General features: G+C 59.7%; 28 protein-coding genes and 2 pseudogenes. 11 read left to right on the top strand and 19 right to left on the bottom strand.

What is annotated here, in order from left to right; genetic code table 11:
- Nucleotides 1-1,203, top strand: coding sequence for an ABC transporter permease (locus M2281_RS19210; RefSeq protein WP_280822781.1), 1,203 nt, complete (start codon nt 1-3; stop codon nt 1,201-1,203).
- A gap of 443 nt (nt 1,204-1,646) precedes the next feature.
- Nucleotides 1,647-2,099, top strand: a complete 453-nt coding sequence (locus tag M2281_RS19205) for a GNAT family N-acetyltransferase (protein ID WP_280822780.1) — start codon at nt 1,647-1,649, stop codon at nt 2,097-2,099.
- Between the two features lie 172 nt (nt 2,100-2,271).
- Here M2281_RS19205 and M2281_RS19200 read toward each other — a convergent pair whose 3' ends face one another.
- Nucleotides 2,272-3,507: an MFS transporter gene (locus tag M2281_RS19200; RefSeq protein WP_280822779.1), complete on the bottom strand. Its 1,236-nt coding sequence runs from the start codon at nt 3,505-3,507 to the stop codon at nt 2,272-2,274.
- Between the two features lie 106 nt (nt 3,508-3,613).
- Between M2281_RS19200 and M2281_RS19195 the strand changes: the two genes are divergently transcribed.
- The 3 genes from M2281_RS19195 to arsK all read left to right on the top strand — a co-directional run bounded on the left by M2281_RS19195 (nt 3,614) and on the right by arsK (nt 6,760).
- Complete coding sequence (locus tag M2281_RS19195; RefSeq protein ID WP_280822778.1) at nt 3,614-4,072, top strand: winged helix-turn-helix transcriptional regulator; 459 nt, start codon at nt 3,614-3,616, stop codon at nt 4,070-4,072.
- 333 nt (nt 4,073-4,405) lie between these two features.
- Nucleotides 4,406-5,305 carry an aminoglycoside phosphotransferase family protein gene (locus M2281_RS19190; protein WP_280822777.1) on the top strand — a complete coding sequence of 300 codons (900 nt, stop codon included), beginning with the start codon at nt 4,406-4,408 and terminating at the stop codon, nt 5,303-5,305.
- Nucleotides 5,306-5,557: 252 nt separating this feature from the next.
- Entirely contained in the window at nt 5,558-6,760 is a 1,203-nt protein-coding gene (arsK, locus tag M2281_RS19180) for an arsenite efflux MFS transporter ArsK (protein ID WP_280822776.1), read from the top strand.
- A gap of 12 nt (nt 6,761-6,772) precedes the next feature.
- On the opposite strand, the pseudogene M2281_RS19175 reads toward arsK, so the two are convergent.
- A pseudogene (locus tag M2281_RS19175) lies at nt 6,773-6,889 on the bottom strand (arsenical resistance protein ArsH); the annotation flags it as partial.
- A 197-nt stretch (nt 6,890-7,086) separates the two neighbouring features.
- The gene (locus M2281_RS19170; RefSeq protein ID WP_280822854.1) at nt 7,087-7,431 is read right to left on the bottom strand and encodes a carboxymuconolactone decarboxylase family protein; all 345 of its coding nucleotides are present in this window, start codon (nt 7,429-7,431) and stop codon (nt 7,087-7,089) included.
- A gap of 41 nt (nt 7,432-7,472) precedes the next feature.
- Between M2281_RS19170 and M2281_RS19165 the strand changes: the two genes are divergently transcribed.
- Nucleotides 7,473-7,700: a hypothetical protein gene (locus tag M2281_RS19165; RefSeq protein ID WP_280822775.1), complete on the top strand. Its 228-nt coding sequence runs from the start codon at nt 7,473-7,475 to the stop codon at nt 7,698-7,700.
- A 231-nt stretch (nt 7,701-7,931) separates the two neighbouring features.
- On the opposite strand, the gene M2281_RS19160 is transcribed toward M2281_RS19165, so the two are convergent.
- The 5 genes and pseudogenes from M2281_RS19160 to M2281_RS19140 all read right to left on the bottom strand — a co-directional run.
- Complete coding sequence (locus tag M2281_RS19160) at nt 7,932-9,605, bottom strand: hypothetical protein (RefSeq protein WP_280822774.1); 1,674 nt, start codon at nt 9,603-9,605, stop codon at nt 7,932-7,934.
- On the bottom strand, nt 9,595-10,896 hold the full coding sequence (locus M2281_RS19155; RefSeq protein ID WP_280822772.1) for a DUF4038 domain-containing protein: 1,302 nt from the start codon (nt 10,894-10,896) through the stop codon (nt 9,595-9,597). The genes M2281_RS19160 and M2281_RS19155 overlap by 11 nt, the downstream gene beginning before the upstream one ends.
- Nucleotides 10,897-11,047: 151 nt before the next feature.
- Complete coding sequence (locus M2281_RS19150; RefSeq protein ID WP_280822771.1) at nt 11,048-12,187, bottom strand: glycosyltransferase family 2 protein; 1,140 nt, start codon at nt 12,185-12,187, stop codon at nt 11,048-11,050.
- A 332-nt stretch (nt 12,188-12,519) separates the two neighbouring features.
- Nucleotides 12,520-13,191 (bottom strand): substrate binding domain-containing protein, encoded by a 672-nt coding sequence (locus tag M2281_RS19145; RefSeq protein ID WP_280822852.1) that lies wholly within the window; start codon nt 13,189-13,191, stop codon nt 12,520-12,522.
- 108 nt (nt 13,192-13,299) lie between these two features.
- Nucleotides 13,300-13,407: pseudogene (locus M2281_RS19140) on the bottom strand (helix-turn-helix domain-containing protein); the annotation flags it as partial.
- A 149-nt stretch (nt 13,408-13,556) separates the two neighbouring features.
- Between M2281_RS19140 and M2281_RS19135 the strand changes: the two are divergent.
- Genes M2281_RS19135 through M2281_RS19120 form a run of 4 tightly spaced genes read left to right on the top strand, consistent with a single transcriptional unit; the run spans nt 13,557 to nt 17,251 of the window.
- A complete protein-coding gene (locus tag M2281_RS19135) occupies nt 13,557-14,555 on the top strand; it encodes a dipeptidase (RefSeq protein ID WP_280822770.1) in 999 nt (332 codons plus the stop codon).
- Nucleotides 14,556-14,585: 30 nt separating this feature from the next.
- Complete coding sequence (locus tag M2281_RS19130; RefSeq protein WP_280822850.1) at nt 14,586-15,548, top strand: ABC transporter substrate-binding protein; 963 nt, start codon at nt 14,586-14,588, stop codon at nt 15,546-15,548.
- Between the two features lie 17 nt (nt 15,549-15,565).
- A complete protein-coding gene (locus M2281_RS19125) occupies nt 15,566-16,345 on the top strand; it encodes an ABC transporter ATP-binding protein (RefSeq protein WP_425537758.1) in 780 nt (259 codons plus the stop codon).
- 3 nt (nt 16,346-16,348) lie between these two features.
- Complete coding sequence (locus M2281_RS19120) at nt 16,349-17,251, top strand: ABC transporter permease (RefSeq protein WP_280822769.1); 903 nt, start codon at nt 16,349-16,351, stop codon at nt 17,249-17,251.
- Nucleotides 17,252-17,326: 75 nt separating this feature from the next.
- Here the strand turns inward: M2281_RS19120 and greA are convergent, their stop codons facing one another.
- The 6 genes from greA to M2281_RS19090 all read right to left on the bottom strand — a co-directional run bounded on the left by greA (nt 17,327) and on the right by M2281_RS19090 (nt 20,784).
- Entirely contained in the window at nt 17,327-17,809 is a 483-nt protein-coding gene (gene greA, locus M2281_RS19115) for a transcription elongation factor GreA (protein WP_280822768.1), read from the bottom strand.
- A gap of 114 nt (nt 17,810-17,923) precedes the next feature.
- On the bottom strand, nt 17,924-18,703 hold the full coding sequence (gene map / locus M2281_RS19110) for a type I methionyl aminopeptidase (protein WP_280822767.1): 780 nt from the start codon (nt 18,701-18,703) through the stop codon (nt 17,924-17,926).
- A 1-nt stretch (nt 18,704) separates the two neighbouring features.
- A complete protein-coding gene (locus M2281_RS19105; RefSeq protein ID WP_280822766.1) occupies nt 18,705-18,911 on the bottom strand; it encodes a ParD-like family protein in 207 nt (68 codons plus the stop codon).
- Nucleotides 18,912-19,353: 442 nt separating this feature from the next.
- Nucleotides 19,354-19,980, bottom strand: coding sequence for a glutathione S-transferase family protein (locus M2281_RS19100; protein ID WP_280822765.1), 627 nt, complete (start codon nt 19,978-19,980; stop codon nt 19,354-19,356).
- Nucleotides 19,977-20,453, bottom strand: a complete 477-nt coding sequence (locus tag M2281_RS19095) for an SRPBCC family protein (protein ID WP_280822764.1) — start codon at nt 20,451-20,453, stop codon at nt 19,977-19,979. Before M2281_RS19095 ends, M2281_RS19100 begins: the two co-directional genes overlap by 4 nt.
- Complete coding sequence (locus tag M2281_RS19090; RefSeq protein WP_280822763.1) at nt 20,446-20,784, bottom strand: ArsR/SmtB family transcription factor; 339 nt, start codon at nt 20,782-20,784, stop codon at nt 20,446-20,448. The genes M2281_RS19095 and M2281_RS19090 overlap by 8 nt, the downstream gene beginning before the upstream one ends.
- A gap of 601 nt (nt 20,785-21,385) precedes the next feature.
- On the opposite strand from M2281_RS19090, the gene M2281_RS19085 reads away from it, so the two are divergent.
- On the top strand, nt 21,386-21,622 hold the full coding sequence (locus M2281_RS19085; RefSeq protein ID WP_280822762.1) for a hypothetical protein: 237 nt from the start codon (nt 21,386-21,388) through the stop codon (nt 21,620-21,622).
- A 134-nt stretch (nt 21,623-21,756) separates the two neighbouring features.
- Here the strand turns inward: M2281_RS19085 and copD are convergent, their stop codons facing one another.
- The 5 genes from copD to M2281_RS19060 form a co-directional block, all read right to left on the bottom strand.
- Entirely contained in the window at nt 21,757-22,632 is an 876-nt protein-coding gene (gene copD, locus M2281_RS19080; protein ID WP_280822761.1) for a copper homeostasis membrane protein CopD, read from the bottom strand.
- A 6-nt stretch (nt 22,633-22,638) separates the two neighbouring features.
- Entirely contained in the window at nt 22,639-23,130 is a 492-nt protein-coding gene (gene copC / locus M2281_RS19075; protein ID WP_280822760.1) for a copper homeostasis periplasmic binding protein CopC, read from the bottom strand.
- 119 nt (nt 23,131-23,249) lie between these two features.
- Nucleotides 23,250-23,498, bottom strand: coding sequence for a hypothetical protein (locus M2281_RS19070; protein WP_280822759.1), 249 nt, complete (start codon nt 23,496-23,498; stop codon nt 23,250-23,252).
- A gap of 161 nt (nt 23,499-23,659) precedes the next feature.
- Nucleotides 23,660-24,154 carry a hypothetical protein gene (locus tag M2281_RS19065; RefSeq protein ID WP_280822758.1) on the bottom strand — a complete coding sequence of 165 codons (495 nt, stop codon included), beginning with the start codon at nt 24,152-24,154 and terminating at the stop codon, nt 23,660-23,662.
- Nucleotides 24,155-24,214: 60 nt separating this feature from the next.
- The gene (locus tag M2281_RS19060) at nt 24,215-24,889 is read right to left on the bottom strand and encodes a cupin domain-containing protein (protein WP_280822757.1); all 675 of its coding nucleotides are present in this window, start codon (nt 24,887-24,889) and stop codon (nt 24,215-24,217) included.
- Nucleotides 24,890-24,898 lie beyond the last annotated feature (9 nt).

Genomic DNA, 24,898 nt, shown 5'->3' with positions numbered 1-24,898 from the left:
ATGTCGTCCACACTCAAACAAACGCTCGTGATGACTAGAGCGAACCTCCTGAGCCTGCCGCGACGCTTTGCGATCGCGGCCTCCATGGCCCTTTCCGTGGCTCTTGTCGTCTGTGTGCTCGCAGGCTTCCTGTCTATGGCTGCCGGATTTGAGAAGGCGTTGAAGAGCGCGGGCTCTTCAACCGTCGCAGTGATCCTGGGTGGCGGCACGAACCAGGAGAACGGCTCCGATGTACCGGCCGATGTCATCCGCACTATCGAGGCCAGGCGAGGCGATATCGGCGCGGTGCGCGATACGGCGGGCAACCTCGTCTCGTCACGGGAAATCGTCGTTCCTGTCGAGATGGCGGACGATCAGGCCGGCGTCGAAAAAATTCTGGCTCTGCGAGGCATGGACCCAATCGGTCCTTCTCTGCGGGATGGAGTCACCTTGACAGCCGGACGCTTTACCAAGCCGGGCGCGCGTGAAGTCGTGGTTGGCGAACGCATTGCAACGGAATTTCCTTCCCTTGCGGTCGGAAAGCAGGTGCGGCTTGGCTCGGTGAATTGGAGAGTGGTCGGGCATTTTTCCTCGGCCGGCAGTGCGTTCGAGTCGGAACTGTGGGCCGATCTTGACGCTGTTCATTCCGCCTTCGATCAATTGGGCGAAGTCCAGAGTGTTCGGCTAAGGCTTGATGGGACCGGGGCGATCGAACGGCTGAAGACAGCGCTTGGCGGCATCACGACCACCCCTCTGATCGTCGTAACCGAAGCCGATCTTTACGCCGCCCAATCATCCGGCACGGCAAATCTCATTCGCATGTTTGGATGGCCGGTCGCGTTGCTTATGGCACTTGGCGCGACTGCAGGCGCTCTCAACACGATGATGAGTTCGGTTTCCGATCGGACGATCGAGATCGCCACGGTGCGCGCATTGGGTTTCAGCCGCCTGTCTGCCTTCGTTGCAACATGGGCCGAGGCGATGGTGCTCGCCGTGGTCGGCGTGTCGATCGGGCTTGTCGCATCACGGTTTCTGTTCAGCGGATGGCAAGCCAGCACCATTGGTACAAATAACACCAGCATAGCCTTCGAACTCACTCTGAGCGAAGACGTCATGCTGACCGCCGGACTTTTAGGTCTTGCAATTGGCGCGATAGGGGGTGCTCTACCTGCTTTTTCTGCTACGCGCCTGCCTTTGACGGCGGCTCTCCGCGCACGCGGATGACAGGGATTTCACAACGGCTGCAAAGACCGCGGCACACTTCCTTTCGCATAGCCTAATCGATTATGCCGATTGCCTGATCGCCGATGGCAGGTATGACCTAGCCCCAGCCTTCGGCGGAGTCTTAGCTGGGCCGGAAATTGATGGCACACGGGATGACGTGCCCGGTTTGGTCAAGACTGTTCCAACACTGGCAACGCCCAACATCGAAGTTCGCTCTTGGAGCGACTGTGTTGCTGAACCATTCGTTCTTCCGTGCAGCCAACTCAAGCCGTTGTGCGAGCCATGGAAGCGGTCGTTGACGGCATGATCCGAAGGGCATAGATGCCACATATCTGCAGAAGGAGATTTATGCGCAGAGGCTTCGATTGAACCGCGTGTAGCGGCATCGCTCGGCACCATGAAGGTGCTGATCCTCTTTGCATGACTTATTCTGCGGAGTTCTCATGAAGAACCAGAATGTGGTGATCCGGCCCTTTGAAGCGGCGACGGACACCGAAAAGCTGTCGGGCATCTGGCTCGACGCTTCCCTTATGGCTCATCCTTTCATCGGCGAGCGGCGGCTCATCGAGCAGCGGCAGTTGATTGAGGAGAAATACCTGCCCAATGCCGAGACCTGGGTGGCCTGCCGCATGGATGAACCTGTTGGCTTCATCAGCTTACTGGACACGTTCATCGGGGCGATTTTTGTCGCCCCGGGCCAGCAAGGGCAGGGAATCGGACGCAAGCTGATTGCCCACGCAATGGTCCGGAAGGGTGAGCTTTCACTGGAGGTCTACACCCGGAACCAACAAGCCGTCCGGTTCTACACGGCGCTTGGTTTCCGCGAGGTGTCGCGAAGATCGGCCGACGATGAAGGCTTGCCGTTCGAGAATGCGCATTTGCGGTTGAATGGCTGAAGAAGCGGCCGGGCAACGTCATTCGCTGTCCGGCCATACCACGCCACAATGTCCGCTTTGCCTCGGTTAGCTTCCCTTGCGCAAACGAACAGGCAATGGCGGCTTTCGGCTCCGGCACGCCATTGCACAAGAAAACCCGGGTGACTGGAAAGGGCCGATCGCAGCGTCGCTGTCATGCGCGTCCTTCCATGGAAGTCGCCGACTGCTGTCCAATCCTGGATGTCGCCATCGCTACAAGCAACGCAACGGCACTGAAAGCCGCTCCCAACCAACACACGTACGGCCAGCCCCCGCACGCATATGCCAGCGTCGCACCAATCGCGCCTATGGCGCTTCCGATGGAATAGAAGACCATATAGCCTCCCACGAGACGGCTGCGCGCTGCAGGATACAAAGCGAAGATGATGCTTTGATTGGTGACATGGATCGCCTGAACTGCGAGGTCCAGCAGAATGACGCCGGTAACAAGCGCGGGAACGGAAATCGGCAGCAGTGCGATCAGTCCCCACGATGCCAGCAGAAGCAGAAGCGCCAGTCCAGTTGTCCAACGGGCAAAGCCGCGGTCGGCCAATTTGCCGGCGGCCGTTGCGGCAATCGCTCCAGCCGCGCCGACAAGACCGAACAACCCGATCTGCGTATGGGAATACGAATAGGGCGGTGCGCTTAACGGCAAGACCAGCGCCGTCCAAAAGGTGCTGAACGCGGCGAAGACAAGAAGGGCAAGAGCGCCTCGAACCAGCAGTATCCGTTCACGCAGGAAGAGAGCCGGGATGGATCGAAGCGTTGAGAGATAACTGTCCTTACTTCGAGCGGAGTGTTGCGGCGGCAGGACACGCATGAGCAATCCGACCATTGCCAGTGTCAGCGTCGCTGAAATCAAGTAAACCGATCGCCAGCCACCTAGATCGGCAAGCACTCCGGCGACAAAACGGGCGGCCAGAATACCAATCACCACGCCGCTCGTTACCATCCCCACCGCCTTGCCGCGCTCGGTCGCGGCGGCCAGCGTCGCTGCGAAGGCCACCAGCACCTGCACCACGACCGCCAGCAGGCCCATCGCCGCCATTGCGATAAATAGAACGGTTTCGGATTTGGCTGTAGCGACAGCAACAAGCGCCACCACCGACAACAAACCCTGGCCGATGATAAGGCGACGGCGATCGACAAGATCGCCAAGCGGCACGATGAAGACGAGCCCCAAGCCATAGCCAACCTGCGTCAAGGTCACGACCAATCCGATGACGGAGGGCGATATCCCAAAATCCTGCGCAATCGAGCCGAGCAAGGGTTGAGCGTAATAGACGCTGGCGACACTGAGGCCGGCAGCGACGGCAAAGATGAGGATCGTAAGCCTCGACAAACCGCCGGTCGCATCCTGCGGTCGTTGGGCCTCTTTCTCGTGCTGCATCGCGATTCTCCGCTCGAAACGTTTCTGGTCTCATATTGAGATCTCTTGCTCTGCTGTAATTCCAGTTCTATTTTAGAACCAGAATGCGTAGAATGGGGTTTACAAGATGGCCAAGCGGGTCAGTTTATGGAATGCCGGATGCCCGGTGGCGCGGGCGTTGGATGTAATCGGCGACTGGTGGTCGTTGCTGATTATTCGCGACGCTTTCGATGGAGTTCGGCGCTTCAACGAGTTCCAGAGCGGTCTCGGCATCGCCAAAGGTATGTTAGCGACCCGTCTGCGCGACCTTACTGAGAGAGGCATTCTGGAAACGGCACCGGCCTCGGACGGCTCCGCATATCGCGAGTATGTTTTGACAGAGAAAGGACGCGGCCTCTTTCTCGTCATTGTGGCCCTCAGACAATGGGCGGAAGAGCACCTTTATCGCCCAGACGAACATCGCTCATTGCTGGTTGACGGCAAGTCAGGCGCTCCGATCGCACGACTGGAACTACGTTCCGGCGAGGGTCGCACCCTCGAGTGGAGCGATACGCGCGTAAATAAGGGTGTCTTTGATGCAATGTGAAATTCTCTGGAGGCGTATGGCCGCTCGTTCGGCGGGCCGCTTTCACGGCGATTTTCTTTTGGCCTCGCAATGACACTATTTGGTTTTTGACTCACGGCCAACGTCTTTGGCCCTGGCAAAAGCTTGGCCCTGGCTTTGGATCGCGACAAGGCCGGAAATCCAAAGCGTTTCCAGCTAGAAATAAATCCATCCGGAATTCGATCCCTGGCTGTCGTCCGGCTCGGTTGAACGTGTGCACCGTGAGCTTCAGGCTTCCATCCGCCTGGCGCTTGGCGCGTTGCTGACCGGTAGTTAAGGGTGGAAGCCGGACCAATCGTTCGATAGGAAGGGGCGATGGTCCAGGATGAACAAAACCGTGCCGTGTCGATCACCAATGAATTGGTTGGTCGACTGATCGCCAAACAATTTCCGGAATGGTCCGGCTGGCCGATCGCGGCTGTGGTGCCAGGCGGATGGGACAATCGCACCTTTCGGCTTGGGGATGAGATGTCCAGCGCCGCTGCCTATGTCGCGCAGGTGGAGAAGGAACAATACTGGCTACCGAAACTTGCCCCAAATCTGCCATTACCGATATCCGTTCCGGTGGCAAAGGGCGCACCGGGCGAGGGCTATCCGTGGCAGTGGTCGGTCTATCGTTGGCTGGAAGGCGAACCGGCGACGGCGGGCGGGATTGCTGACCTGACCGCATTTGCCCGCGCTCTCGCCGGCTTTCTGGCGGCATTGCACCGTATCGATGCGACTGGCGGGCCGCCTGCAGGCGAGGACAATTTCCATCGTGGTGGCAGGCTTGCCGTTTACGATGCGCAGATCCGCACGGCACTGTCGGCACTTGCTGATCGCATCGATACGGCTGCTGCGGCGGAGATTTGGGCTGCGGCTCTGGCGTCCGAGTGGCTTGATACGCCGCTATGGGTTCATGGCGATATCGCCGCCGGCAACTTGCTGGTGCGGGACGGCGCGCTATGTGCGGTGATCGATTTCGGCTGTCTGGCCGTGGGCGATCCAGCCTGCGATCTTGTGATCGCCTGGGCCCTGTTTTCCGGCGACAGCCGTCAGGCATTTCGCCAAGCACTTGCTTTTGACGAAGACACTTGGCGGCGCGCTCGTGGCTGGGCCTTGTGGAAGGCGGCAATCACCGCCGCGGGTCACGACAAGAATCAACGAGAAGCAGAGCAGTCATTGCGGATCTTGGCCGATGTAGTAGCTGAATATCGCAGTAGGTCTCTGGTGTAGCACCCGCATGGGGGGAAGGAAACACGAGCTGTCCAGTCTCCGATGTCGCATGTGCGGACCAGGGTTAGTGGTGCAGCGCCGCGAATTCCGCTCGATCGTCTACAGAGTCAGCTACGTCGCCGCTCGTCGGCCTGGTGAAGTTCCTGATGGAGGACTGCTGCCTCGGCCATCCAGCGGTGCGCGCGCCCTTGGGTGCAGCCGACCCATGCTGTCCGTCTTCGACTGCTTCGGCGCAGGGCGGAAACGCCTGAAATGAAGCATGGCATCCCTGTGGGGGTCGTCGCCGCGCTCGGCCTCACCCAGATCATCGGCTACGGCACGCTCTACTACAGCTTCAGCATCCTCGCCCCGGCAATGGCCGGCGATTTCGACCTGACCGTAGAGCAGGTGTTCGGCGTCTTCTCCGCCTCGCTGTTCGTCGGCGGACTGTCGGCCCCATTTGTCGGCAAGTGGATGGACCGTTTCGGCGCGGCGATGGTCATGACCTTCGGCTCCGCCATCTCCGCCCTGACCCTGTTGCTTTGTGCCTGGTCACCATCCACCGTCGTATTTGCGCTGGCCATAGCCCTGCTGGAGGTCGCATCCGGCATGGTGCTGTATCAGGCCGCATTCGCGGCACTCGTGGAGAGTCGTCCGCAGGCCGCTTCACGCAGCATCACCTATCTCACACTGATCGCCGGCTTTGCCTCGACGATCTTCTGGCCGATCACTGCCAGCCTCCACGAGCATTTTTCCTGGCGCGAGATCTACGTCGCCTTCGCGGGGCTGAACCTACTTGCCTGTCTGCCGCTGCACTATCGGATCGCCCGCTCCAGGAAGTCCGAGGCGGCCTTATCCGTCCATCACGCCCGGGAGGCGGTTGTTGGTGCGCTTCCAGGCGATCTCCGACGGCGGGGCATGATCATGGTCTCGCTGGCGTTCGCCCTCCAGGGCTTTGCGCTGTCGGCCATCCTGACGCACATGGTGCCGATGCTGGGAACGATGGGCTTCGGGGCGGCAGCCGTAGTGATCGGCTCGCTGTTCGGGCCGTCCCAGGTTCTGAGCCGATTGATCAACATGGCGTTCGGCAAGAACATGTCGCCGCCCATGCTTGCGACATTGTCCGGCGTCCTCATCGTTGCGGGCGTCGTCATCCTCGGTGTGTCGGGGACCTGGCTGCCGGGGGCTGTCGCCTTCGCCGTGTGCGTTGGCCTCGGTTCGGGCATCAACAGCATCGCTCAGGGCTCGCTGCCGCTTTGGCTGTTCGGCTCGGCTGGCTACGGCGCAATAACGGGCCGCATGGCCGCCACGCGGCTTGCCGCGGCGGCTTTGGCCCCGTTCGTTTTCTCGGTGCTGATGGAGAGATTCGGTGTCAACGTTGCGCTGATGGTCAACGCGTTGCTCGGGGCCGTGGGCATCGCGGCGTTCGTCGCAGTGGTTTCGGCAACGCGACGCACGGCCACCGCAACGCCATGAGCACCGGTGGTAGATGGACCTCAATGACACCCGCGCCTCCAGTTTGGTGGCCTCTTCCTTTCGCTCGCTGTAGCGATCCGTCAGATATGCGGAGGCGTCGCAGGTGAGCAGCGTGAACTTGACCAGCTCCCCGTTCGCTTCGCGCGGCAGCCGTCTTGCCAACGATTTCACCGCAACGCCGGGCGAGCTAGCCAGTTCCACCGGAAATCGATCAATGCTCTCGTCCAGCCCTGAGGACCACCTCAGAGAACCGTCATCAATGGTGGCAAATTGGGTAAATCAGACGTCAATCAGACCGAGGCAGAGTGAATTTGCGCGCAGGCCGGTTATGGCTCGACTTTATGGGCTGAGTACGCGTCCATCACGCGTGCCGAATAAATAAGCGCCGCACCGGCATTCACTGCTACAGCCACCCCGAGCGCTTCGGCGATCTCTTCGCGCGTGGCGCCATGCTTAATGGCCGCGTCTGTGTGGACAGCAATGCACCCGTCGCACTGCCGCGTGACTGCGACCGCGAGCGAGATCAATTCACGTATCTTCGGGTCGAGTAAGCCGGTCTTGGAGCCTGCATCACCGAGTGCTCGATAGCCACGGATTGTTTCGGGGCTAATTCGTCCAATCTCGGCGATCCTGACCCCAACCTGTTTGCGATAGTCATTCCAGTCGAACATCATTTGCTTGATCCTCCTGGTGGTAGATCAGGATGACATGCATGCCGGCTGCGGAAAAGCGCCCTTCTTTGGTTGAACGTTCTCAACCTGGCGTTACGGTAGGTGTTCACGGTCTAATTGATTTTGGCGCAATGACTATCTCCGAAAACCATCAATTAGGTTTTAGCGAGAATCTCGTCGATGAAGCATCTCTTAAGTTTACTGAGGACATGATTGCTTTGCCGGATGAGCAAACGCAGTGGCGGCGGTTAGATGCGTTGACTGTTTGAGGACACGATGGCCGGCCGGACGGGAAAAGCTCTGCTTGAACCTCCGACTCGCTGGTCGGTCTTGGCAAATTAGCCTCCAACTTTCTCCGCCCAGTTTCGGATGGTCGTGGGTAAAGCGCTACCATGAGCTGTGGCAGTAGCACGAGGGTGAGCTACGAAGCCATTGGCGATGGGTCGTGCCTTCAAGTCGATTGTCCAACGCCCGAGACCCCGGCTTGGGTCGCGAGGGAGTTAGTCGCGTCGCTGCATCAATACCCAGTGCTGTGATTTGCCGACCGTCATGAAATGGCTTTTCAGGTAGTCGCCGTAAATTTCAAGCAAGACAGCGACCGTTTCTTCACAACATCCTCCCCGCGAGAAGTTCACCGGATATATTGCGAAGTTTGCGTTGGCGAATACGACATCTGGCTTGGGATAGACTGAGCGACTGAACGAAATCCCCAGATCCCACCAAAGCGGCGCTCCCTTCGACGGTTCGAGGTTCAGAGCAAATGAAAATGGATCGGTCAATGCCAAGACCAAGAGGTGGCTGTCAGGAGTGATGTGCTGGCGCAACAGCCCAAGTCCCTCATTGATTTGCGCTGGCACGTCTCCGGCTCTTGAATAGGCTGTAGCCCAGTTAGAGTTGCGCGGGATTGTGAAGTTGCTCAGGCGAGTTGCTTCAAATGTGTCGGCAAACTCAGCCTCACCACGCATCGGGCCGGTAACATAGGCATTGATGACGCTCAGGGCATCTCTTCCTGTCACATTGGCTATCAGCAGAAGGATTGTGCCGAAAGCAGCCACCGAGGACACGGAGGCCATCCGGCTTTTGCTGAACGGTGTGAACGTCGACGGGGAACTGCGCTGCGCCTGCACCAGAAGGATAATCACGGCAATCGGTAGAAGGGGGACATTACTTCCCTCCGTGGCATTTCCAACCGTCAAGATCATGGCGGATGCCACGAGACCCCAAAAGATGATGCTGCATTGAACAGCCGGCCCAAACGGGATCTCACCGCGCCGATATCGCACGACAATCAGAGCAAGCCAACAGCCGACGAGAAGGAGAGCGGGCAGTATATTCGCCTTGAGCGACTGCTTGAGCCAAAGAAAACGCAGACTGACCGACTGTGACTTTCCGGCGGCAGAAAGATCTCGCAGGTAGGCCATGGGATCAAGGCCGCTCACAGCCGAGGTGACCAGGCAGAAGACAAGAAAGCTAGCAACGGTCATCCAGAGGCCACGGCGCAAGTCTTGCCTTCCCAGAGAGGCAAGGACGACGGTAGCTCCTCCCATAACGAAGAAGCTGATCTTGCACAGGAAAAGGAGCCCTAAGAGAAGTCCGGCGGAGATGGCGTCAAAAGTTGCACGATTGGACTTGGCCGACTGATCGTGCAGGAAGAGCTGCACGATAAGGATGGAAATCAAAACCCATCCATAGCGATTATAGATCATCGCATATGTGGTGATTGACGGCGAATATCCCAGCGGGCGGACTGCCAGGATGAGCAGCAGAATGAACAGCGTCGACAGGAAAGCCAAAGGGGCAGGCAGCTTGCGAAACAGGACAAGCATTGCCCAAGGCATGACAACGGCAAAGAAAAGCAAAATCCCGACCGATATGCCTTTCAGCGACGTGCCCGCGGCATAGATGCCCAGACCGCTCAGCCAGTAAACCAATGGTCCGATCGGCGTGTAGAAGTCGCTATGCGGCACTTGGCCGTTGATGATCCGCCATCCACCGTCAAGCAGGATGAAGACGTCCCAGGGGGCCATGATGACGGGCGGTGATATGGTGAACGAGACTATCCCGAGGGTCAGAACCAATAGTGCGGCGAGCGTCGGCCAAGCGATGTTGGAGAGACCGACGATCGCGTGTCGCTCTCCGCCTGTTTCGACCGCCGCAAGACGATCATCTGTCATGGTTGTCTTCCTCCTCAAGGAGCAGCACCCAGTCGTGGTCACCACCGGCATTGCTCCTGTTGGGCCGGAATCGCTCCGTGTCGCCGGCAATGAACGGCGACAGTTGGGCTTGGAAACTTTCGCCGCCGACCGGATCCCACCAGACCGCGCGAACTCGCCTTCCAGCAAGAGGGCCCATTTTCAATGTGATCTGGCGATCGTCCGATAGGTAGATCACAGCCATGGAGCCGTCCGCGTTTCGCGCAGCGACGTTGCGCAACTGGTCGTCGGATTGGCCTCTTACGAGAAAGCGGTTGTTTACGTCCGGAACGAGATCTTGCCAGCGCAAACGCCGGAAGAGATCCGTTAGCCTGGCCATGCTGCGGCTGCCTTCGCCGTCGAGTGCTTTTCTCCAGCCCGGCGGCGCATGGAAGAAATCCACGCCGTCGAAGTACCAGATGGGCGAGTTCCCGAAGACTTGGCCGGAAGCGCCGGTGAGAAGCGCCTGGTAGGCCTGCCCCCGCAGTCGCCGCGTCGTGATATCTGGCCCGTTTTCATATTGGCTCTCGATCAGGATGAACGGCATTGTCGGAGCGCGCAGATACTGCTTTCGCGCCTCCGTAAAGACTGGCCCCCATGTATAGACGTTGTTCAGAGTCAACCACGCTGCTTTCGGCCACAAATCCGCCCCTGCCGTTCCGGTGCCGTTGTGCGATGTTTGCAGGGCGTTCGGGTCAGCCTCGTGCAGTCCCTGTGCGATGGCCTGCACGAGATCGCGTTCCGGCGGATTGAGATCACCGTTATCGACCCAGACGATGTTCTGGTAGCGACCAAAGCGCGTTCCAAGGAACCGGCCATATTCTCTGAGCTTCTCGACCCCGTTGGCCTGCATCTCACGATACCAGCCCTCAGCACCGTCGTCAGCGCCGGAGTAGCAGGGGGCCAGAAGCACGAGCATGCCATGCTCGGCGGCTCGCTGGATGACCCATTCCGCATGCTTGAAGTATGCCTCATTCGGGGTTCCAAAATCTCCCTTCCTCAGGAAAGGTTGATCCCCATAGGCATTGGCCGGAGCGTTCTCGGCGAACTTGTTTTCGATGAGATTTACAAGGATAGCGTTGAAACCGCGCGCCTGTCGGTCGTTGAGGTAGAGATCCACATCCTCGCGGGTCAACTGGGCGATCAATGACCAGGCGGCATCGCCTGCAAGGAGAATGGGGTTGTCGGCCGAGTCAATCAAATACCTGTTGTTGGCTGACACTTTGAGGGGAAACTGTACCGGTCTCGTCTGATAGGCTGCACGCAGAGACACTGGTCGGCTTTCAACGACGGAGTGCTCGCTTACTCCGACGGCGAGCGGATTTCCGGCGGCCCTCAACAACGCCAAGCCAGCGACACAGAGAACGCAGGCCAAGACCGCCGCGCCACTTAAAACTCTGCTCTGCAGAAACCAGGATGCCATTTCAGCGAGTTCGCCACGTGAACAACGCGGTAGCGCTATAATTCCAGCCCAAGCCGACAATGATTCCGGCGAGCGCAGACAGCCACCAGGAATAGTTCGACGCGAAGAAGGTGTTTGCGACGCCGACATTGGCGAGCGCGCCGACGCTGCAGACCGCGTAGAACGAGAGAAGCGCGCGCGTCATCGCCCCAAGGCCGCGCACGCGTTTGTCCCTGTAGGTGAATATGTTGTTGAGGAAGAAGTTCGCGGTCATCGCCGTCAAGGTTGCCGCTGCCTGAGCCAATGTGAACGGGAATTGGCCGATACTCAGAAGCATGCCGAGAGTGCCCATATGCACAACTACGCCCAGGGCGCCCACCGCGGCAAACATGAACAGCCTCACCGGCACCCGGCGGCCGATGAACTTGTCGAGGACCAGCGTGAAGAATTCCAGCGACACGAGCGTGTCAAGCTTGCTTTCGCCATGCTCCCTCTGCCGGAAGACATAAGGCAACTCGACGACTTGGAGTTTGCCGGGGGAGGAGGCGACGATATCGAGCAGGATCTTGTATCCTTGGTTCGAGAGATGGCGGACTGTCTCGTCGAACTTCGAGCGCCGAAGCATGAAGAAACCGCTCATCGGATCGGCAAGTTCCGTCTTCGTGACCAACCGCGACAGCATTGTCGCAAAGCGACTGATTCTGTGCCGCGTCTTGTTCCAGGAACCGACACCACCATCGGCGGTGTAGCGAGAGCCAACCACGAGATCGACGTTGTTGCGGGTCAGTATCGCGTACATCTTTGAGAGAAGACGCTCGTCGTGCTGCATGTCAGCGTCAATGACCGCGACATATGGGGTCGACGTGCTCAGTATTCCTTCGATGACTGCCGACGACAGACCCCGCCGGCCAAGTCGCTGAAGAAACCGAACACGCGCATCAGTACGCGCCACCTCCGCTAGAACGTCGATCGTCCGGTCTGGAGAATCGTCATCGACGAAGATGACCTCCCAGGCAATTCCGTCGAGTGCCTGGCGAAGCTTCTCAATTAGCGGGACGACGTTGTCGGCTTCCTTGAAGGTCGGAACGATAATCGCAACGTCCGGTACGTGGGTTTGCCATGGCTGCGGACTTGGAATCGCGATGTTCAGGGCGTCCGACATTGCAGCCTCCCAAGTTTCCGCAACAGGCCGATTTGGATAAGTTCGATTTTGCTGCGGGGCCGACTGCGAACAACTTGGTCAAAACGAGCACTTCTATCGTCCGAATTCGCTGTCTGCAGTGCTTGCGTCGTCGAAAGGCTTAGGCTGGTGCGACTAAGGAGCGGCTACCGAACCGATTGATGAAAATTTGATGCCCGGCAGGCCTACTGCTCGAGGCTGTCGGCGAGGGCGCCAGTCGCCATTCGCGGATCAAAACCTTGCGTTGGCTTTCGATCTCATCCGCTGGGCTCGCATAGATAATGTTGGCATAGTCGCAGCCTACGTGACTGCGACTATGCCGACCTCAATGGCCGCGGCTTGAGATGGCTGAGCAACGCATCGATGAAAACCCGTGTCTTGCGCGGCATAAGCTGCCTGCTCGGAAAGACGGCGCGCACCATCGCGGGAGGTAGACGCCATTCAGGCAGGATGCGGACAAGTTCGCCGCTGGCGAGATAGGGCCGTGCGAAGAGGTCCGGCATCGCGGTGATGCCCGCGCCCGACCGGGCCAGGCGAAAGAGCAGTTCGTAGGAATTCGCCGAAACCCGCCGTCCCGACATGTCGACCGGGACCGACAGGGCATCCCTGTTTAGCACCCAACTCACCGGAAGGCCGTCGGCGAGCAGCACAAGGACGTCATGCTGTCCTAGCGTCTCGGGACTGTCGGGCTCGCCTGCCTGCTCGGTGTAAAGCGGCGACGCGTACAGACCGATGCCGAGGTCGACCAGATGCCGGGTGGTCAAGTGAAGATCCTGGGTTTCGCCACCAATTCGGATGGCCAGATCGAAGCCGTCGCCGATCACGTCGACATAGCGAGGTGACAGGTCGAGTTCCAGCTGGATTTCGCTGTAAGCTTTGCTGAAATCCGCCAGCATGGGAGCGAGCGAGATCGCAGCGAGGTCCCCCGGGACTGACACCCGCAGCCGTCCCGAAGGAGTCACCTGCCGGTGTTCGGCGACCGCCATGACGGCATCGACCTCGTGGATGATCTGTTCGGCCGGGATGAGAATGCGCTGGCCCATCTCAGTCAGGAAGTTGCGACGCGTGGTACGCTGGAGCAAGCGCTCACCAAGCTGACTTTCGAGAACGGAGATGCGTCGGGACACGGTCGACTTTGGCAGGCCAAGTCGTTCGGCGGCGGCGCTGAAGCTTCCCGTCTCGGCAACACGCGCAAAAATCATCAGATCGAATGGGTCGGGAGTGGTCGGCATCACAGGCCTTGAACTGTTTCAAGTATGAAACAATCAAAACCATTCCAGACAATAGCGCAACAACGAGAATGCCGATTAGCTAGTCTCGTGAACTCCATTGATCATCGGGTGCAGACGACATGACCGTTTCAGCCAGAAGCCTTCTAGACAAGGCAGTCGTCTGGGAAAGTGCAGTAGGCTGGACCCCCGAATGCCTTGATGAAGGTCCGGACATGCTTGTCCGCTACCGCGACGCGGGGTTCTCCTTCCTTTCTTTGACAATTGGCGCAGATTGGGACCGGCCGGAGCCCACGCTCCGTCATCTCGCCCAGCAACGGCGATGGTTCGAGCAGCGCGCCCACGACTACCAACTGGTCGAGACCATTGCTGACATTCGCACCGCCAAGCGGTCGGGCAAGATGGCGATCGGCTTCCACCTGCAGGGTGCCGGCCCAGCCGCCCATGAGCCCGCCATGATCGACAGCTGGTACCGGCTCGGCATACGCTGGATGATCGTGGCCTACAACACTCGCAATCCGCTTGGCGACGGCTGCCACGAGCCCTCGGACGCGGGTCTCTCGATGTTGGGCCGTGCCTTCGTGGCCGAAGCTAACCGCGTTGGCATGATGCTCGATGCGAGCCACGCAGGCATCAACACGTCGCTCGACATCATCGAACTGTCGGAAAAGCCGGTGGTGTTCTCCCACTCGAGCGTCCGCGCGCTGAAGAACCACGAGCGCAATATCGACGACGTTCAGATTAAGGCGCTTGCTCGGCGTGGCGGAGTGGTCGGTATCAACTCCATCGGTGCCTTCCTGACCGACGACAACCGTTCGGACGTTTCAGCATTGATGCGCCATATCGATTACGTCGCCCAACTCGTCGGGCCCGAACATGTCGGCCTCGGTCTCGACACCGTCTTCTATCAGCCCTTCATGACCAAGCTGTACGACTCCGGCCCGATGATGGCGTTGCGTGGCTATCCGCGCCCGCCTTGGGCCGATGTCAAGCCGGAGGTTCTGCCCGAACTGGTCGAAGCCCTTGAACGGCACGGCTATCCGGAAGCCGCCATCCTTGGCGTGCTGGGCGAGAATTTTTTGCGGGTCGCCGAACAGAACTGGCGTCCGTCTACCGTGTAAACCCAACCTAAGGAGCGCGTCGTGAAATTGATGAAATGGCTGCTCGCGGCAGTCTTGGTCACCGCAGGGCATGGCCTTGCCCATGCCGACCCCAAACTGGTCGAAATCGCCAGCTTCGGCGAACACCCCGCGCTCAATCAGGTCGCCGAGGGCTTCAAGGCTCGGATGACCGAACTGGGCTACGTCGAAGGTAAGGACGTCACCTACGGCTTCCAGCACGCCAATTTTGATCGCAGCCTCGTTCCGCAGATCCTGCAGCAAGTGGAGGCCAAGCATCCGGCGCTGATCCTCGCCATCACCACTGGGCTCAACCAGGCGGCGGTGCGCGGCATCACCGACAAGTCGATCCCAGTCGTGTTCGGTGCGGTCGTTGACCCTGTTGTGGCGGGTATCGTGCCGGATTGGCAGCATGGTTCGGCATGGAGTTCGGGCGCGTCCATGTTGCCCGATTTCGACGCCTCCTTCGATTACCTCAAGAAGGTTATACCGGGCGTCAAGAAGGTTGGAACCCTGTTCAATCCTGGCGAAGACAACGACACCTCCAATATGGAGCTGATCCGGAAGGCGGCCGCCAAGGCCGGGATCGAGGTCGTCGGCGTGCCGGTTGACAATCCCAACGACCTGCCCCAGCGCGTCCAGACCTTCGCCGGACAGGTGGACGCCATCTTCCTCATCCAGTCTAACGTCGTGCAGACCTCGGTGCCGGTCGTCGCGCAGGTGGCGCAGCGGATCAAGCTACCGCTGTTCAACTCGGTCTACGCCCCCGACCTCAAGGATCAGCTCGCCGGCTTCCACGCCATCTCCTATCGCAAGAACGGCGAGCATGCGGCCGATATCGCCGACCGGATACTCAAGGGCGAGAAGCCGGCCAACATCGCGCCCTATGTCCCTAAGGGTGCAGACTTCGATGCCTATGTCAGCCCCAAGGGCCTCGCAGCAGTCGGCCTGGCGGTTCCGGAAGCGCTCAAGGATAGCTCATGGCTCCTCAAGTAACAGCGGTGGGTATGCCTCTGCTTGTCTGCGCGGGCTTACGCAAAACCTTCAATGCGGGTCTCGCCGGCGCGCGACCCGCGCTCGACGGGGTGGACCTTGCGCTCAATCGCGGCGACTTCGTCGTGATCATAGGCTCCAATGGCGCCGGTAAATCGACGCTGCTCAACACCATCGCGGGCGCGATCGAGCCGGACAGCGGCTCGATCACTCTGGGGGGCCGCGACATCACCCGTCTTCCCGCGCACGGAAGGGCAGGCATGATTTCCCGTGTGTTCCAGGACCCAATGGTGGGTACGGCTGCGGCGATGACGATCGAGGAGAACCTGGCTCTGGCAGAGCAGCGCGGGCAGCGCAGGGGTTTTGCGCGCCATCTCGACGGCGCCAGGCGTGACCGCTACAAGGCGTTGCTCGCCGGCCTGTCCCTCGGTATGGAGGCTCGCCTATCGACGCCCGTGGCCCAGCTCTCGGGTGGCCAACGCCAGGCTCTGTCGCTTATTATGGCGTCGCTTTCGCGCCCCTCGCTGCTCTTGCTCGACGAACACACAGCAGCACTGGATCCCCGTACCGCCGATCTGGTTATGGAGATGACCCTGCGGATCGTCGCCGAACAGTCGCTCACCACATTGATGGTGACTCACAACATGCGCCAGGCGATAGAGACGGGCAACCGGCTGGTGATGATGGACGCCGGCCGCGTCCGCGACGACATTGGCGGCACCGAAAAGGCGGCGCTCACGCCCGCCGATCTAGTCGAAAAGTTCAGAATAGATAACGACCGCATGCTGCTGGGAACCTGACTAATGGAAGTGATCCAGGCCTATCTCAATCTCGTGCCGGTGACGCTGTCGCAAAGCCTCATCTATTCGTTTCTCGTGCTCGGCATCATGGTTCCGTTCCGGCTGCTGAGCTTTCCTGACTTGACCAGCGAAGGTGCCTTCCCGCTCGGGGGCTGCGTGTGTGCGACGCTGTTGATGGCAGGGTATCCACCGCTGCTTGCAACGGTTGTGGCCATGCTGGCTGGCGTTGGAGCCGGCGCGGCAACCGCACTTGTCCACCTGCGTTTCCGGATTAATTCGCTCTTGGCCGGCATCCTGGTTTTCACGGCGCTCTACAGCCTCAATATGCGTATCCTCGGCCGCTCCAACGTCGCATTGTTCGGCGCCGACAACATCTTTATGCACATCAACCCGGCCATCCTGACGGACGTCCGGTTGCAAGTCGGCACATTCGCCGTACTGATCGTCACGGTCCTGATCGCGTTGCGCTGGTTCCTGGCCACGCAGGCTGGGGCGGCAATGCGTGTCATCGGCATCAACCCCGATCTCGCGCCGTCGCTTGGCATCAGCATCTGGACCTACACGGTTGTTGGACTGGGCATTGCTTCGGGCCTCACCGCCCTCGGAGGCGCGTTGATCGTACAATTGCAAGGTTATGCCGATGTCGGCATGGGCGCGGGCATCCTGATCAACGGTCTTGCTTCGCTGGTCATTGGCGAAACGATCACCGGGCGGCAGACCGTGACCCGGCAATTGCTGGCGCCAGTGGTCGGCGCGGCGGTCTACTACCAGCTCGTGTCGCTGGCGCTGTCGCTTGGGCTGCAACCGAGCGACTTGAAGGTCGTGACGGCCGCCTTCGTACTGGTGACGTTGGGACTTCCCATGCTACGCGGTCGCAGCACTCTGCGGGAAACCATGCGCGCCTAGTTTGATGACGATCACCTGCTTCGGCAGCATCTGAATGCTAGTAGGCGCCGACTGATGGGTTTGTGGCATGTACAACTAAGAAATGGACAGGATCTCGAGTTCGCGCTGCCCTAGCTGGACAATGTCGCCAACGGTTTTCCCAATCAGTGCGATGGCAACCGGTGAACCATGCGATATGGAAGCTTGAGACGGGTTGGCTTCGTCCTCACCGACGATGCGGAAGGTCTGAGTGCGGCCATCATCGCGTTCAAAGGTAACGGTGTGACCGAAGGCGATCACTTCATTGGACGTGGGCGCCGGCATAAGCTGGGCCGTACGGACTCGCTCGGCATAATAGCGCATATCTCGAAGCGGAACTGCCGACTGCCGTCGCCTCTCGTTGACATCTTCCAGCACGTTAGCGGCCTCGAGAGCCTGCTGAGCGCGGGCCATTTCATCTTGCAGCAGCTTGAGACCCACCTCCGTGACGAGGTTGACCCGATCGGAGATAGGGCGAGCCGGCAGAATGGTTTCCGATGCTGCCTCTGCGCTTTCCTCCTTTGCAAATGCTACGCTCAATGGTCGGGACTCCGTGTTGAACACTGCTAGTAGTCGGATAGCCTCCATCCGACAATAAAGCAGCAGCTGTTTTGCTGCTGGCTTCTGCCACACAAAGCAGGTGCGGACGAATGATCACAATCTGCTTTCCAGCATCGGAGTCTCGTCGCGGCGCAGGGTCAAGACATCGACGCCAGTTCTTGTGACCGCTACCGTATGCTCGAACTGGGCAGAGAGCTTTCGATCGTGGGTGACAACCGTCCATCCGTCGCTCTCGGTCGAGACCTTGCGGGTACCCTGGTTGACCATCGGCTCAATGGTGAACACCATGCCCTCGCGCAGCTTCAGGCCCATTCCCGGCCGTCCGAAATTGAGCACCTGCGGGTCCTCGTGCATCTCGCGGCCGATGCCATGCCCGCAATATTCGCGCACAATCGAATAGCCGTGCCTTTTTACATGCCGTTCGATCGCAAAGCCGATGTCTCCCAGATAGGCTCCGGGCCGGACCTGTTTGATACCTTTCCACATCGCCTCCTGGGCGACCCGCACGAGCCTTCTTGCGGCAGGCGGGGCATTGCCGACCAGGTAGGTCTTGCTCGAATCTGCGATGAATCCGTTCTTTTCCAGCGTGATGTCGAGATTGATGATATCGCCGTCACGGATGATCTCGTCCGGATCGGGCACGCCATGGCAGACGACATGATTGATCGAGCAGTTCAGGACATATTTGAAGCCATATTGCCCCTTGCTCGCCGGACGAGCGGCCAGATCCACGGTGATGAAGCGCTCGACCAGATCGTTGACCTGCAATGTCGACATGCCGGCGAGTTCCTGCCCGTCCAGCATCTCGAACACGGACGCCAGCATCCTGCCCGATATGCGCATCAGCGCCAGTTCGTCCGGGGTCTTCACCATGTCAAGCGACCGCTAGATCGGCGAGACGCACATTTGCCGCCGCGAACTGCATCTTCACGATGTCGTTGAAGGACAGGGTCGGATTGGCTTCAGCCAGCATGCCGATCTTCATCCAAAACTCGGCCTGCGCATTGATGGATCGGCACATCACCGTGCTGGCCCGACGGGCTTCCTCATGCAAATCCTCGTCGATTTTCACGATGCCCATGGACAACTCCTAAAGAAAACGAACATACGAACCGTATATGATTCATATATCACCTCGTCAATTGGATGCTGGAAAGACGTGGCGGACCTGCTGAAGCGACCTCCAGATTGGGCCAAGGCCGGAAGCTGAATAAACGGCTGACTTTGAGTGGGGCATCTTGCGATCTAGGGGCCTAATAGGGGGAACGCAGCATGGGATGACGCTGGGCCAGATCCAGGAGGCGCTGGGCGTCCAATGGCAGGATGCAATCGGAGGAGAAGATGAGATCGTTATGGTAGCGCCTCAACTCCCTGTCCTAGCCCGATCGAGGGCCAGTTCCGCGCCATCCAGTCATTGTTGCCGTCATGACTCGATCCGAAGACGTAGGCGACAATCTGCATTTCGAGCTTGAGTTTGCGGATCACGCGGGCTTGTCGGTGAGCGCGTTGCAGGAAATTCGGGCTCAGGCCAGCGTCGCCGGCGACGCGGGGAATGGATGAAGCCAGGCTTCCAGTTCGAGCAGGCCGTCATGCCAGCGTCGGATGTTGGGATAGGCCTCGAGCGGGATGCGGCTGGCTTGCGCATCCGGAAGAGCCGAAGCCAGGGCAAAATCAGCGATGCTCAAGCGATCGCCGACGACATGGCTGCGTCCATCGAGATGGCGATCGAGCAGGGCGGCGGCGGCGTGAAATTCGGTGGTGGCGGCGGCCACCAGTGCCGGATCAGGAGGGCCCATGCCGATGGCCGATTTCACCGTGTGTTCGAACCATAGCGTGCCCGCCGGGCGGGTGAAGTGATGGGTATCCCAGCTCAGCCAGCGCATTACCTCAACCTGGCTTTCATCATGCGGCCACAGATCCGAGTGCGCCAGGTCGGAGAGATGGCACATGATGGCGTTGGCTTCCCAAAGCGCCCAGTCACCGTCCTGCAGCACTGGAACGCGGCCGTTGGGATTGATGGCGAGGAACTCTGGGCGGCGATGCTCGCCCTGGGCGAGGTTCACCCGCACGAATTCGACGGGGGAGGCGAGATAGCGGGCGACAGCGCAGGCTTTGCGCGGGTTCAGGGTCTCGCAATAGAAGAGTTTCATGGCGCAACCTCCGCAAGATAGGATTCGAGCCGGTCGAAGCTCTGGTTCCAACCTTCTCCATGGCCGTCCCGCGAGGCGAGGGACGTGAAGATGGCCTGGTGAAAGCGCATCGATGTCTGGCCGTGCTGTTCCTTGAAGGTGATGGTGACGACGGTCTGCGGTCCCGGATTGCCGTTTTCGTCCTCCCAGGCGTGGGTGAAGACCAGGCGGGTGGGCGGCTCGACCTCGAGATAGGTGCCGCGAACCCAATGATCCGTGCCGTCGGGGGCGTGCAGGCAGGTGCGGTAGAAGCCGCCGGGGCTGCAGTCGAACTTGTCGGAGGTAGCGGTGAAACCTTTCGGGCCGGGCCAGCGGACAAGATGCTGCGGTTCCGTCCAGGCGTTGAACACCAGCTCGCGCGGAGCCTTGAACAGGCGGGTGATGACAAGTTCGTGCTCGGCGGCTGCCGGGGCGGCGTTGGTGGCGCTAGTCATGCTTGTCTTCCTTGGCTTGAAGTTCTGCGAGGTAGTCGTCGAGGCGGTCGAAGCTGTCGTCCCAGAAGCAGCGATAGTGCTGGACCCAGTCGAAGGCCTCTCGCAGCCGGCCGGGTTCCAGCCGGCAGGGGCGCCATTGCGCCGTGCGGCTGCGCGTGATGAGGCCGGCTTTCTCCAAAACCTTGAGATGCTTTGAAATGGCCGGCTGCGTCAGCGTGAAGGGTTCCGACAGCTGCATGACGGTCGCTTCACCCTGGGACAGCCGGGCAAGGATAGCCCGGCGGGTCGGATCGGCTAGGGCCGAGAAGGTTTCGCTGAGACGATCGGGCATCGTATATAGCCATACAGTTAATTAACTGATTGGCTATATATGGTGCTCAAGAATGCGCGTCAAGGCGATTCCCGCCCCTCCCTCTCTAGGCAGTTGCACTGCTTTTCCGGATAAGATCACCGTGCCGCTGGGGTCGGGTGGTGGCCGCCTGGCGTAGGCGCCGAACAGGCCTTGGAGGATCGGGAAATAGGCAAGGAGGCCGGCTGTGATCGCCCTCTCTGCGCTTCATCCCCCGCATGCCAGGCCAATGGCACGGCAGAAAGCTCTTGCCACCTGCCACGTAGCGGCGGCGGGCGCGTACCGCGGAGTCTGGTTAGAAATGCCGCGGGCCTGTCGAGTACGCGTCGGCGCTGTCGAGCCGGAAACGCCGCCACGGCCATGTCGGTTGCTTGTGTGATGGGCATCTCGAGCACCCTCACGGAAAGAGCAATGATGAGCATGTAATAGATGTCAGCGGGCGTCGCTTCGTCTCACGACCTGAATTGGAACCGTAACGGGTCAGACGAATTACTTATAGTTCCACCGCGGGAGCCGTCAGCAGTCAACCGTTTCAGAACGTGGCTCTAAAGCTCCTGCAAGGAACTGCGTGAAGGAGGCAAAAATGCCTGACAACTCATCAAACTGCGCAAGCTGCCGCTTCTACGACGACCACAAGTTGAATGGTGCCGCAACTCAGAACGACCGTGGTCTTTGCCGCTTCAATCCACCTGTCTCCCAGCCTGATCCGCAAGGCCATGGCCTCTGGCCGGTAGTCGCCGCGGACGACTGGTGCGGGCATTTCTCGCCTCAGTATCTGCATGCCGAGTCGAGGCCGTCTCAGACAATGCGGCCAGTGTGAGTTGAACCTGATCCAAATCCGGACAATGCGCCGTTCGCCCAAATGGGCTTGAGGTGAATATCGCGGCCGGCAATTGCGCCCTTGGCGAAACGCGCAGCCCGCCTCGGTCCACCTGGGCGGGCTTTTCGGATGAGCTACTGCGGCGGAAGGGTGCCGAAAAGGCTGACGACGGCGACCACGCAAACACCCAGGGCCAGTTCGAGGAGTGTGGAACGTCGCAGGCTTCGCAAGGCGTTTTCGCTGTTTTTCAGGCTCGGGACCAGCACGTAACGGTTGACGATAGCGAGCCCGACCATCACGGCGACCAGCCCCATCTTCAAAAGCAGGAGTAACTGGTAAGGCGATGACACGTTGGTGGGCCAGCGTCCGAGCACAAGCGCCACATTGATGATGCCGGATGCAATGACCGCCGCGACCGCAAAGTGCCCCAGCCCTGAAAACCGCTGAAGGGCGCGTGAGACGTCGGATCGCAGACCAGTGTCAGCGAACTTTCCAAGACATAACGCCAGCGGGATCAGCGCGCCCAGCCAGAACCCGCCGGCAAGAAGATGAACGACGTGGCTTGCGCGGCTGACCCGGCCCGCCGCGCCTTGCAACATAACCGCGTGACCAACAAAGCCCAGACTACCGAGATAGACGGCGCTCAGAACCGCGACGAACCGCCAATAGCGCCCCCAGCCACTCATCAGAAAACTGACCAGCGCGGCTGCCAACAGCAGATGGATCTGCCACACGCGGCCGAACTCCGTGTCGGTGAGAACTGCATACCAGGTGGATGGGTTCCAGACGTCGCTCCACCCATCTCCCATCTCGCCCGACGCGAGAAGCAGCCACGCAACGGCGCTCAGAAGGCCAATGAATGCCGCAACGGAGACGATGCGCGCCAGTGCGGCATCGAGCGAACACGCCAGATGCTGCGGCGCCAGCCAGCCTTGAAACGCGCTGATCCCGAACAGGAGCAGACCAGAGCCATAGTGCAGCAGGCGGCAAAGGACGAGTGTGTCGTCCATCCAGCCTTACTTCATCGACTCGAACCAATAGGTGCCCTTGGTCTTATGGCCATCCGTCGACAGCGCATGCCAGTCGACAGTGTATTTGCCGTCGGGAAGCGCCGATTTGATCGGCACGATCAGCATCGTGTTGTCGTTCGGATCCAGCGTTGCAGGCCCGGTTTCAATCACATTTTGCTTTGGTCCCACGATCTTGACGCCGGTGAACTTCAGCTCAAGGCCCTCGGAGAATTTGAGCTTGAGCTCGGTCGGCGCAGGCATCGCCATGGATTTGGCAGCCGGAGTTGCCGAGACAAGCTCAGCATGGGCGAAAGCGTCGCTTGCCCAGAGGGCGGATACAAACGAGGACAATACGACAAGCGGCAATGCGGATCTTGAGTGAACCATAGAAAACTCCTTCGCTGCGTCATGCTTGCGGGCGGATGCGGTATCACCAGGCGCGGTTGAAATAGTATCACCACTCAGTGACGCGTGGAGCAAGTCATTGCCGATGCGCAAACGGCAGGGGGACGTCCATTTTCCGCCCTGTCACTTGCAGGGCAGTTCGATATTCTCGCAGAGTGAAAACAGGTCTGGAGCCAACTACGAGTTTGTGAAGGGGCCTGATTTCTTCCGGCTTATGGTTTCGCTACCGAAAAGGCATAAAGCTTGTGGCTATCGCCGGCATAGGGCAGCCCGAGGATCTTGGTGTGATAGCCGCTCCCCCAGTACACCGTACCGTCGACAATCGCAGCGCCCGACAAAACCGCGCCGCCGCTAAAAAGCCCTGACGGGCCGAACCTTTCGATGAATGGCGGATGCCAGACATTCGCCATCCCTGGCTTACGTCGTGATTTCAACGCCTGGACGAATTTCGGCAAAACCAACGTAGGGCGCAATCATCGAACTACAAGGATCGCCAATAAACCAGCCACGAGCCCGTCGCGGCGGCAATGGATTGGAGCCTGGTGTTGCGTCGCGCTGCGCAATGACGCGGGCGCCAGCACAATCTTCCTGCCTTCCCAATGACTTCTCGGCTGGAGACAGTCTAGTGGTTGAGCAGTCGTTGACGCTCTTCATCAGTCATCAGGTGACCGGCCCACCATATTTCACCGGCGGCACAGGCTTCCGGTATCGGCTCTGTCACATTCGTCGGTGTTTTGTCTCGGGCCCCGGTCGCGGGCGGAACCCGGTTCCCTTGCCCGCCGCCCATGGCGATCTCATCACCGACATAGGCGGTATTCCCGCTGTAGCCGTCCGTAATCTTGATGCGGCCGTCGCCGGTTCGTTCGATGCGGCTATCGTGATGCCAGATCACGAAAGGCCCTTGCTCGCCGCCGATACGCAGACATCCGTTCTGGTCGATTGCCAAGCGTCCTTGGGCCAGCGCCTCAAGCTCAACATCGTTTCGCACGCTGTTTCGGACGAAAACCGGCAAGTTCTCCCGTGTGGACCCGGCAGCCACCGATGTGCTCGTATCTACGGTGCAGGCCGGAAGTGTCATAAGCGATACGACTGCGGCAGAAAGCTTCGCGTTCTTCATCTCTTCAACGCCAAATTATTACGCAGTTCAAGCCGACAGGTTTGATCTAGCCTGGTCACATCATGCGCGGCTGGAAATCACCCAGAGCTTGCGCACGAAGGCATCGCTGCGCCAGCCGAGCTTGGCACCGGCGAGGATGATGAAAACGTCGCCAGCTTCGAACCGCTGGCGTTCGCCGGCCTCGGTGTAAATATTCACTGCTCCTTCGAGCAGATACATCAGTTCACTATAGCCGTAGTTGGTCGGCGCGCGTTCGTAGGGGGTGGCCGACCAAAGGCCAAAGGTAAATTCCCCTTCGACCCGAAAGCCGTGACTGGCACATTCAGGGGCGGGGGAGCGCAACAGGGTGGTCGCGGGCCCGGAGGAGGGGGAGAGAGGATGCGAGAGGTTGAGCTCCGCGAGCTCGGGCTTCACCTCGGTACGATAGTCGCAGACCACCACTATCTCAGCTGCCTCGGCCTCCCAGCGCAGTGCCGTTCCCTTGCCTACGGCTGCGGTCTGACCAGCTGCCAGGACAAGCGTGCGGTCTTCACCGTTCAGGGTTAGCGAGCCAGAACGAACCAGCACGACCATTGCAGCCGGCAGTTGGCCTTTTCCAAGCCCATTTGCATTCAGGCAACCGAAACGCAAATCGGCGTCCGCACCTGGGCGCAAGGCAAAAAGCGCAGAGCCGAAAATCTCGTTTCCTGCTGCGACGACGGGCGTCAGGTCCTTGAAATCAATAATATCTTTCATTGCATCCTC

Origin of the sequence: Pseudaminobacter soli (ex Li et al. 2025), assembly GCF_029892515.1 — a bacterium.
Lineage (GTDB): Bacteria > Pseudomonadota > Alphaproteobacteria > Rhizobiales > Rhizobiaceae > Pseudaminobacter > Pseudaminobacter soli_A.
Note: the sequence above shows the minus strand (reverse complement) of the source record. Positions and strands in the feature narration are given on the sequence as shown.

Excerpts from the sequence above, each read along its gene's own strand:
- M2281_RS19210 (WP_280822781.1), top strand. The coding sequence starts at position 1 with ATGTCGTCCACACTCAAACAAACGCTCGTGATGACTAGAGCGAACCTC.
- M2281_RS19205 (WP_280822780.1), top strand. The coding sequence starts at position 1,647 with ATGAAGAACCAGAATGTGGTGATCCGGCCCTTTGAAGCGGCGACGGAC.
- M2281_RS19200 (WP_280822779.1), bottom strand. The coding sequence starts at position 3,507 with ATGCAGCACGAGAAAGAGGCCCAACGACCGCAGGATGCGACCGGCGGT.
- M2281_RS19195 (WP_280822778.1), top strand. The coding sequence starts at position 3,614 with ATGGCCAAGCGGGTCAGTTTATGGAATGCCGGATGCCCGGTGGCGCGG.
- M2281_RS19190 (WP_280822777.1), top strand. The coding sequence starts at position 4,406 with ATGGTCCAGGATGAACAAAACCGTGCCGTGTCGATCACCAATGAATTG.
- arsK (WP_280822776.1), top strand. The coding sequence starts at position 5,558 with ATGAAGCATGGCATCCCTGTGGGGGTCGTCGCCGCGCTCGGCCTCACC.
- M2281_RS19170 (WP_280822854.1), bottom strand. The coding sequence starts at position 7,431 with ATGTTCGACTGGAATGACTATCGCAAACAGGTTGGGGTCAGGATCGCC.
- M2281_RS19165 (WP_280822775.1), top strand. The coding sequence starts at position 7,473 with ATGCCGGCTGCGGAAAAGCGCCCTTCTTTGGTTGAACGTTCTCAACCT.
- M2281_RS19160 (WP_280822774.1), bottom strand. The coding sequence starts at position 9,605 with ATGACAGATGATCGTCTTGCGGCGGTCGAAACAGGCGGAGAGCGACAC.
- M2281_RS19150 (WP_280822771.1), bottom strand. The coding sequence starts at position 12,187 with ATGTCGGACGCCCTGAACATCGCGATTCCAAGTCCGCAGCCATGGCAA.
- M2281_RS19145 (WP_280822852.1), bottom strand. The coding sequence starts at position 13,191 with ATGGCGGTCGCCGAACACCGGCAGGTGACTCCTTCGGGACGGCTGCGG.
- M2281_RS19135 (WP_280822770.1), top strand. The coding sequence starts at position 13,557 with ATGACCGTTTCAGCCAGAAGCCTTCTAGACAAGGCAGTCGTCTGGGAA.
- M2281_RS19130 (WP_280822850.1), top strand. The coding sequence starts at position 14,586 with ATGAAATGGCTGCTCGCGGCAGTCTTGGTCACCGCAGGGCATGGCCTT.
- M2281_RS19120 (WP_280822769.1), top strand. The coding sequence starts at position 16,349 with ATGGAAGTGATCCAGGCCTATCTCAATCTCGTGCCGGTGACGCTGTCG.
- map (WP_280822767.1), bottom strand. The coding sequence starts at position 18,703 with ATGGTGAAGACCCCGGACGAACTGGCGCTGATGCGCATATCGGGCAGG.
- M2281_RS19105 (WP_280822766.1), bottom strand. The coding sequence starts at position 18,911 with ATGGGCATCGTGAAAATCGACGAGGATTTGCATGAGGAAGCCCGTCGG.
- M2281_RS19100 (WP_280822765.1), bottom strand. The coding sequence starts at position 19,980 with ATGAAACTCTTCTATTGCGAGACCCTGAACCCGCGCAAAGCCTGCGCT.
- M2281_RS19095 (WP_280822764.1), bottom strand. The coding sequence starts at position 20,453 with ATGACTAGCGCCACCAACGCCGCCCCGGCAGCCGCCGAGCACGAACTT.
- M2281_RS19090 (WP_280822763.1), bottom strand. The coding sequence starts at position 20,784 with ATGCCCGATCGTCTCAGCGAAACCTTCTCGGCCCTAGCCGATCCGACC.
- M2281_RS19085 (WP_280822762.1), top strand. The coding sequence starts at position 21,386 with ATGCCTGACAACTCATCAAACTGCGCAAGCTGCCGCTTCTACGACGAC.
- copD (WP_280822761.1), bottom strand. The coding sequence starts at position 22,632 with ATGGACGACACACTCGTCCTTTGCCGCCTGCTGCACTATGGCTCTGGT.
- M2281_RS19065 (WP_280822758.1), bottom strand. The coding sequence starts at position 24,154 with ATGAAGAACGCGAAGCTTTCTGCCGCAGTCGTATCGCTTATGACACTT.
- M2281_RS19060 (WP_280822757.1), bottom strand. The coding sequence starts at position 24,889 with ATGAAAGATATTATTGATTTCAAGGACCTGACGCCCGTCGTCGCAGCA.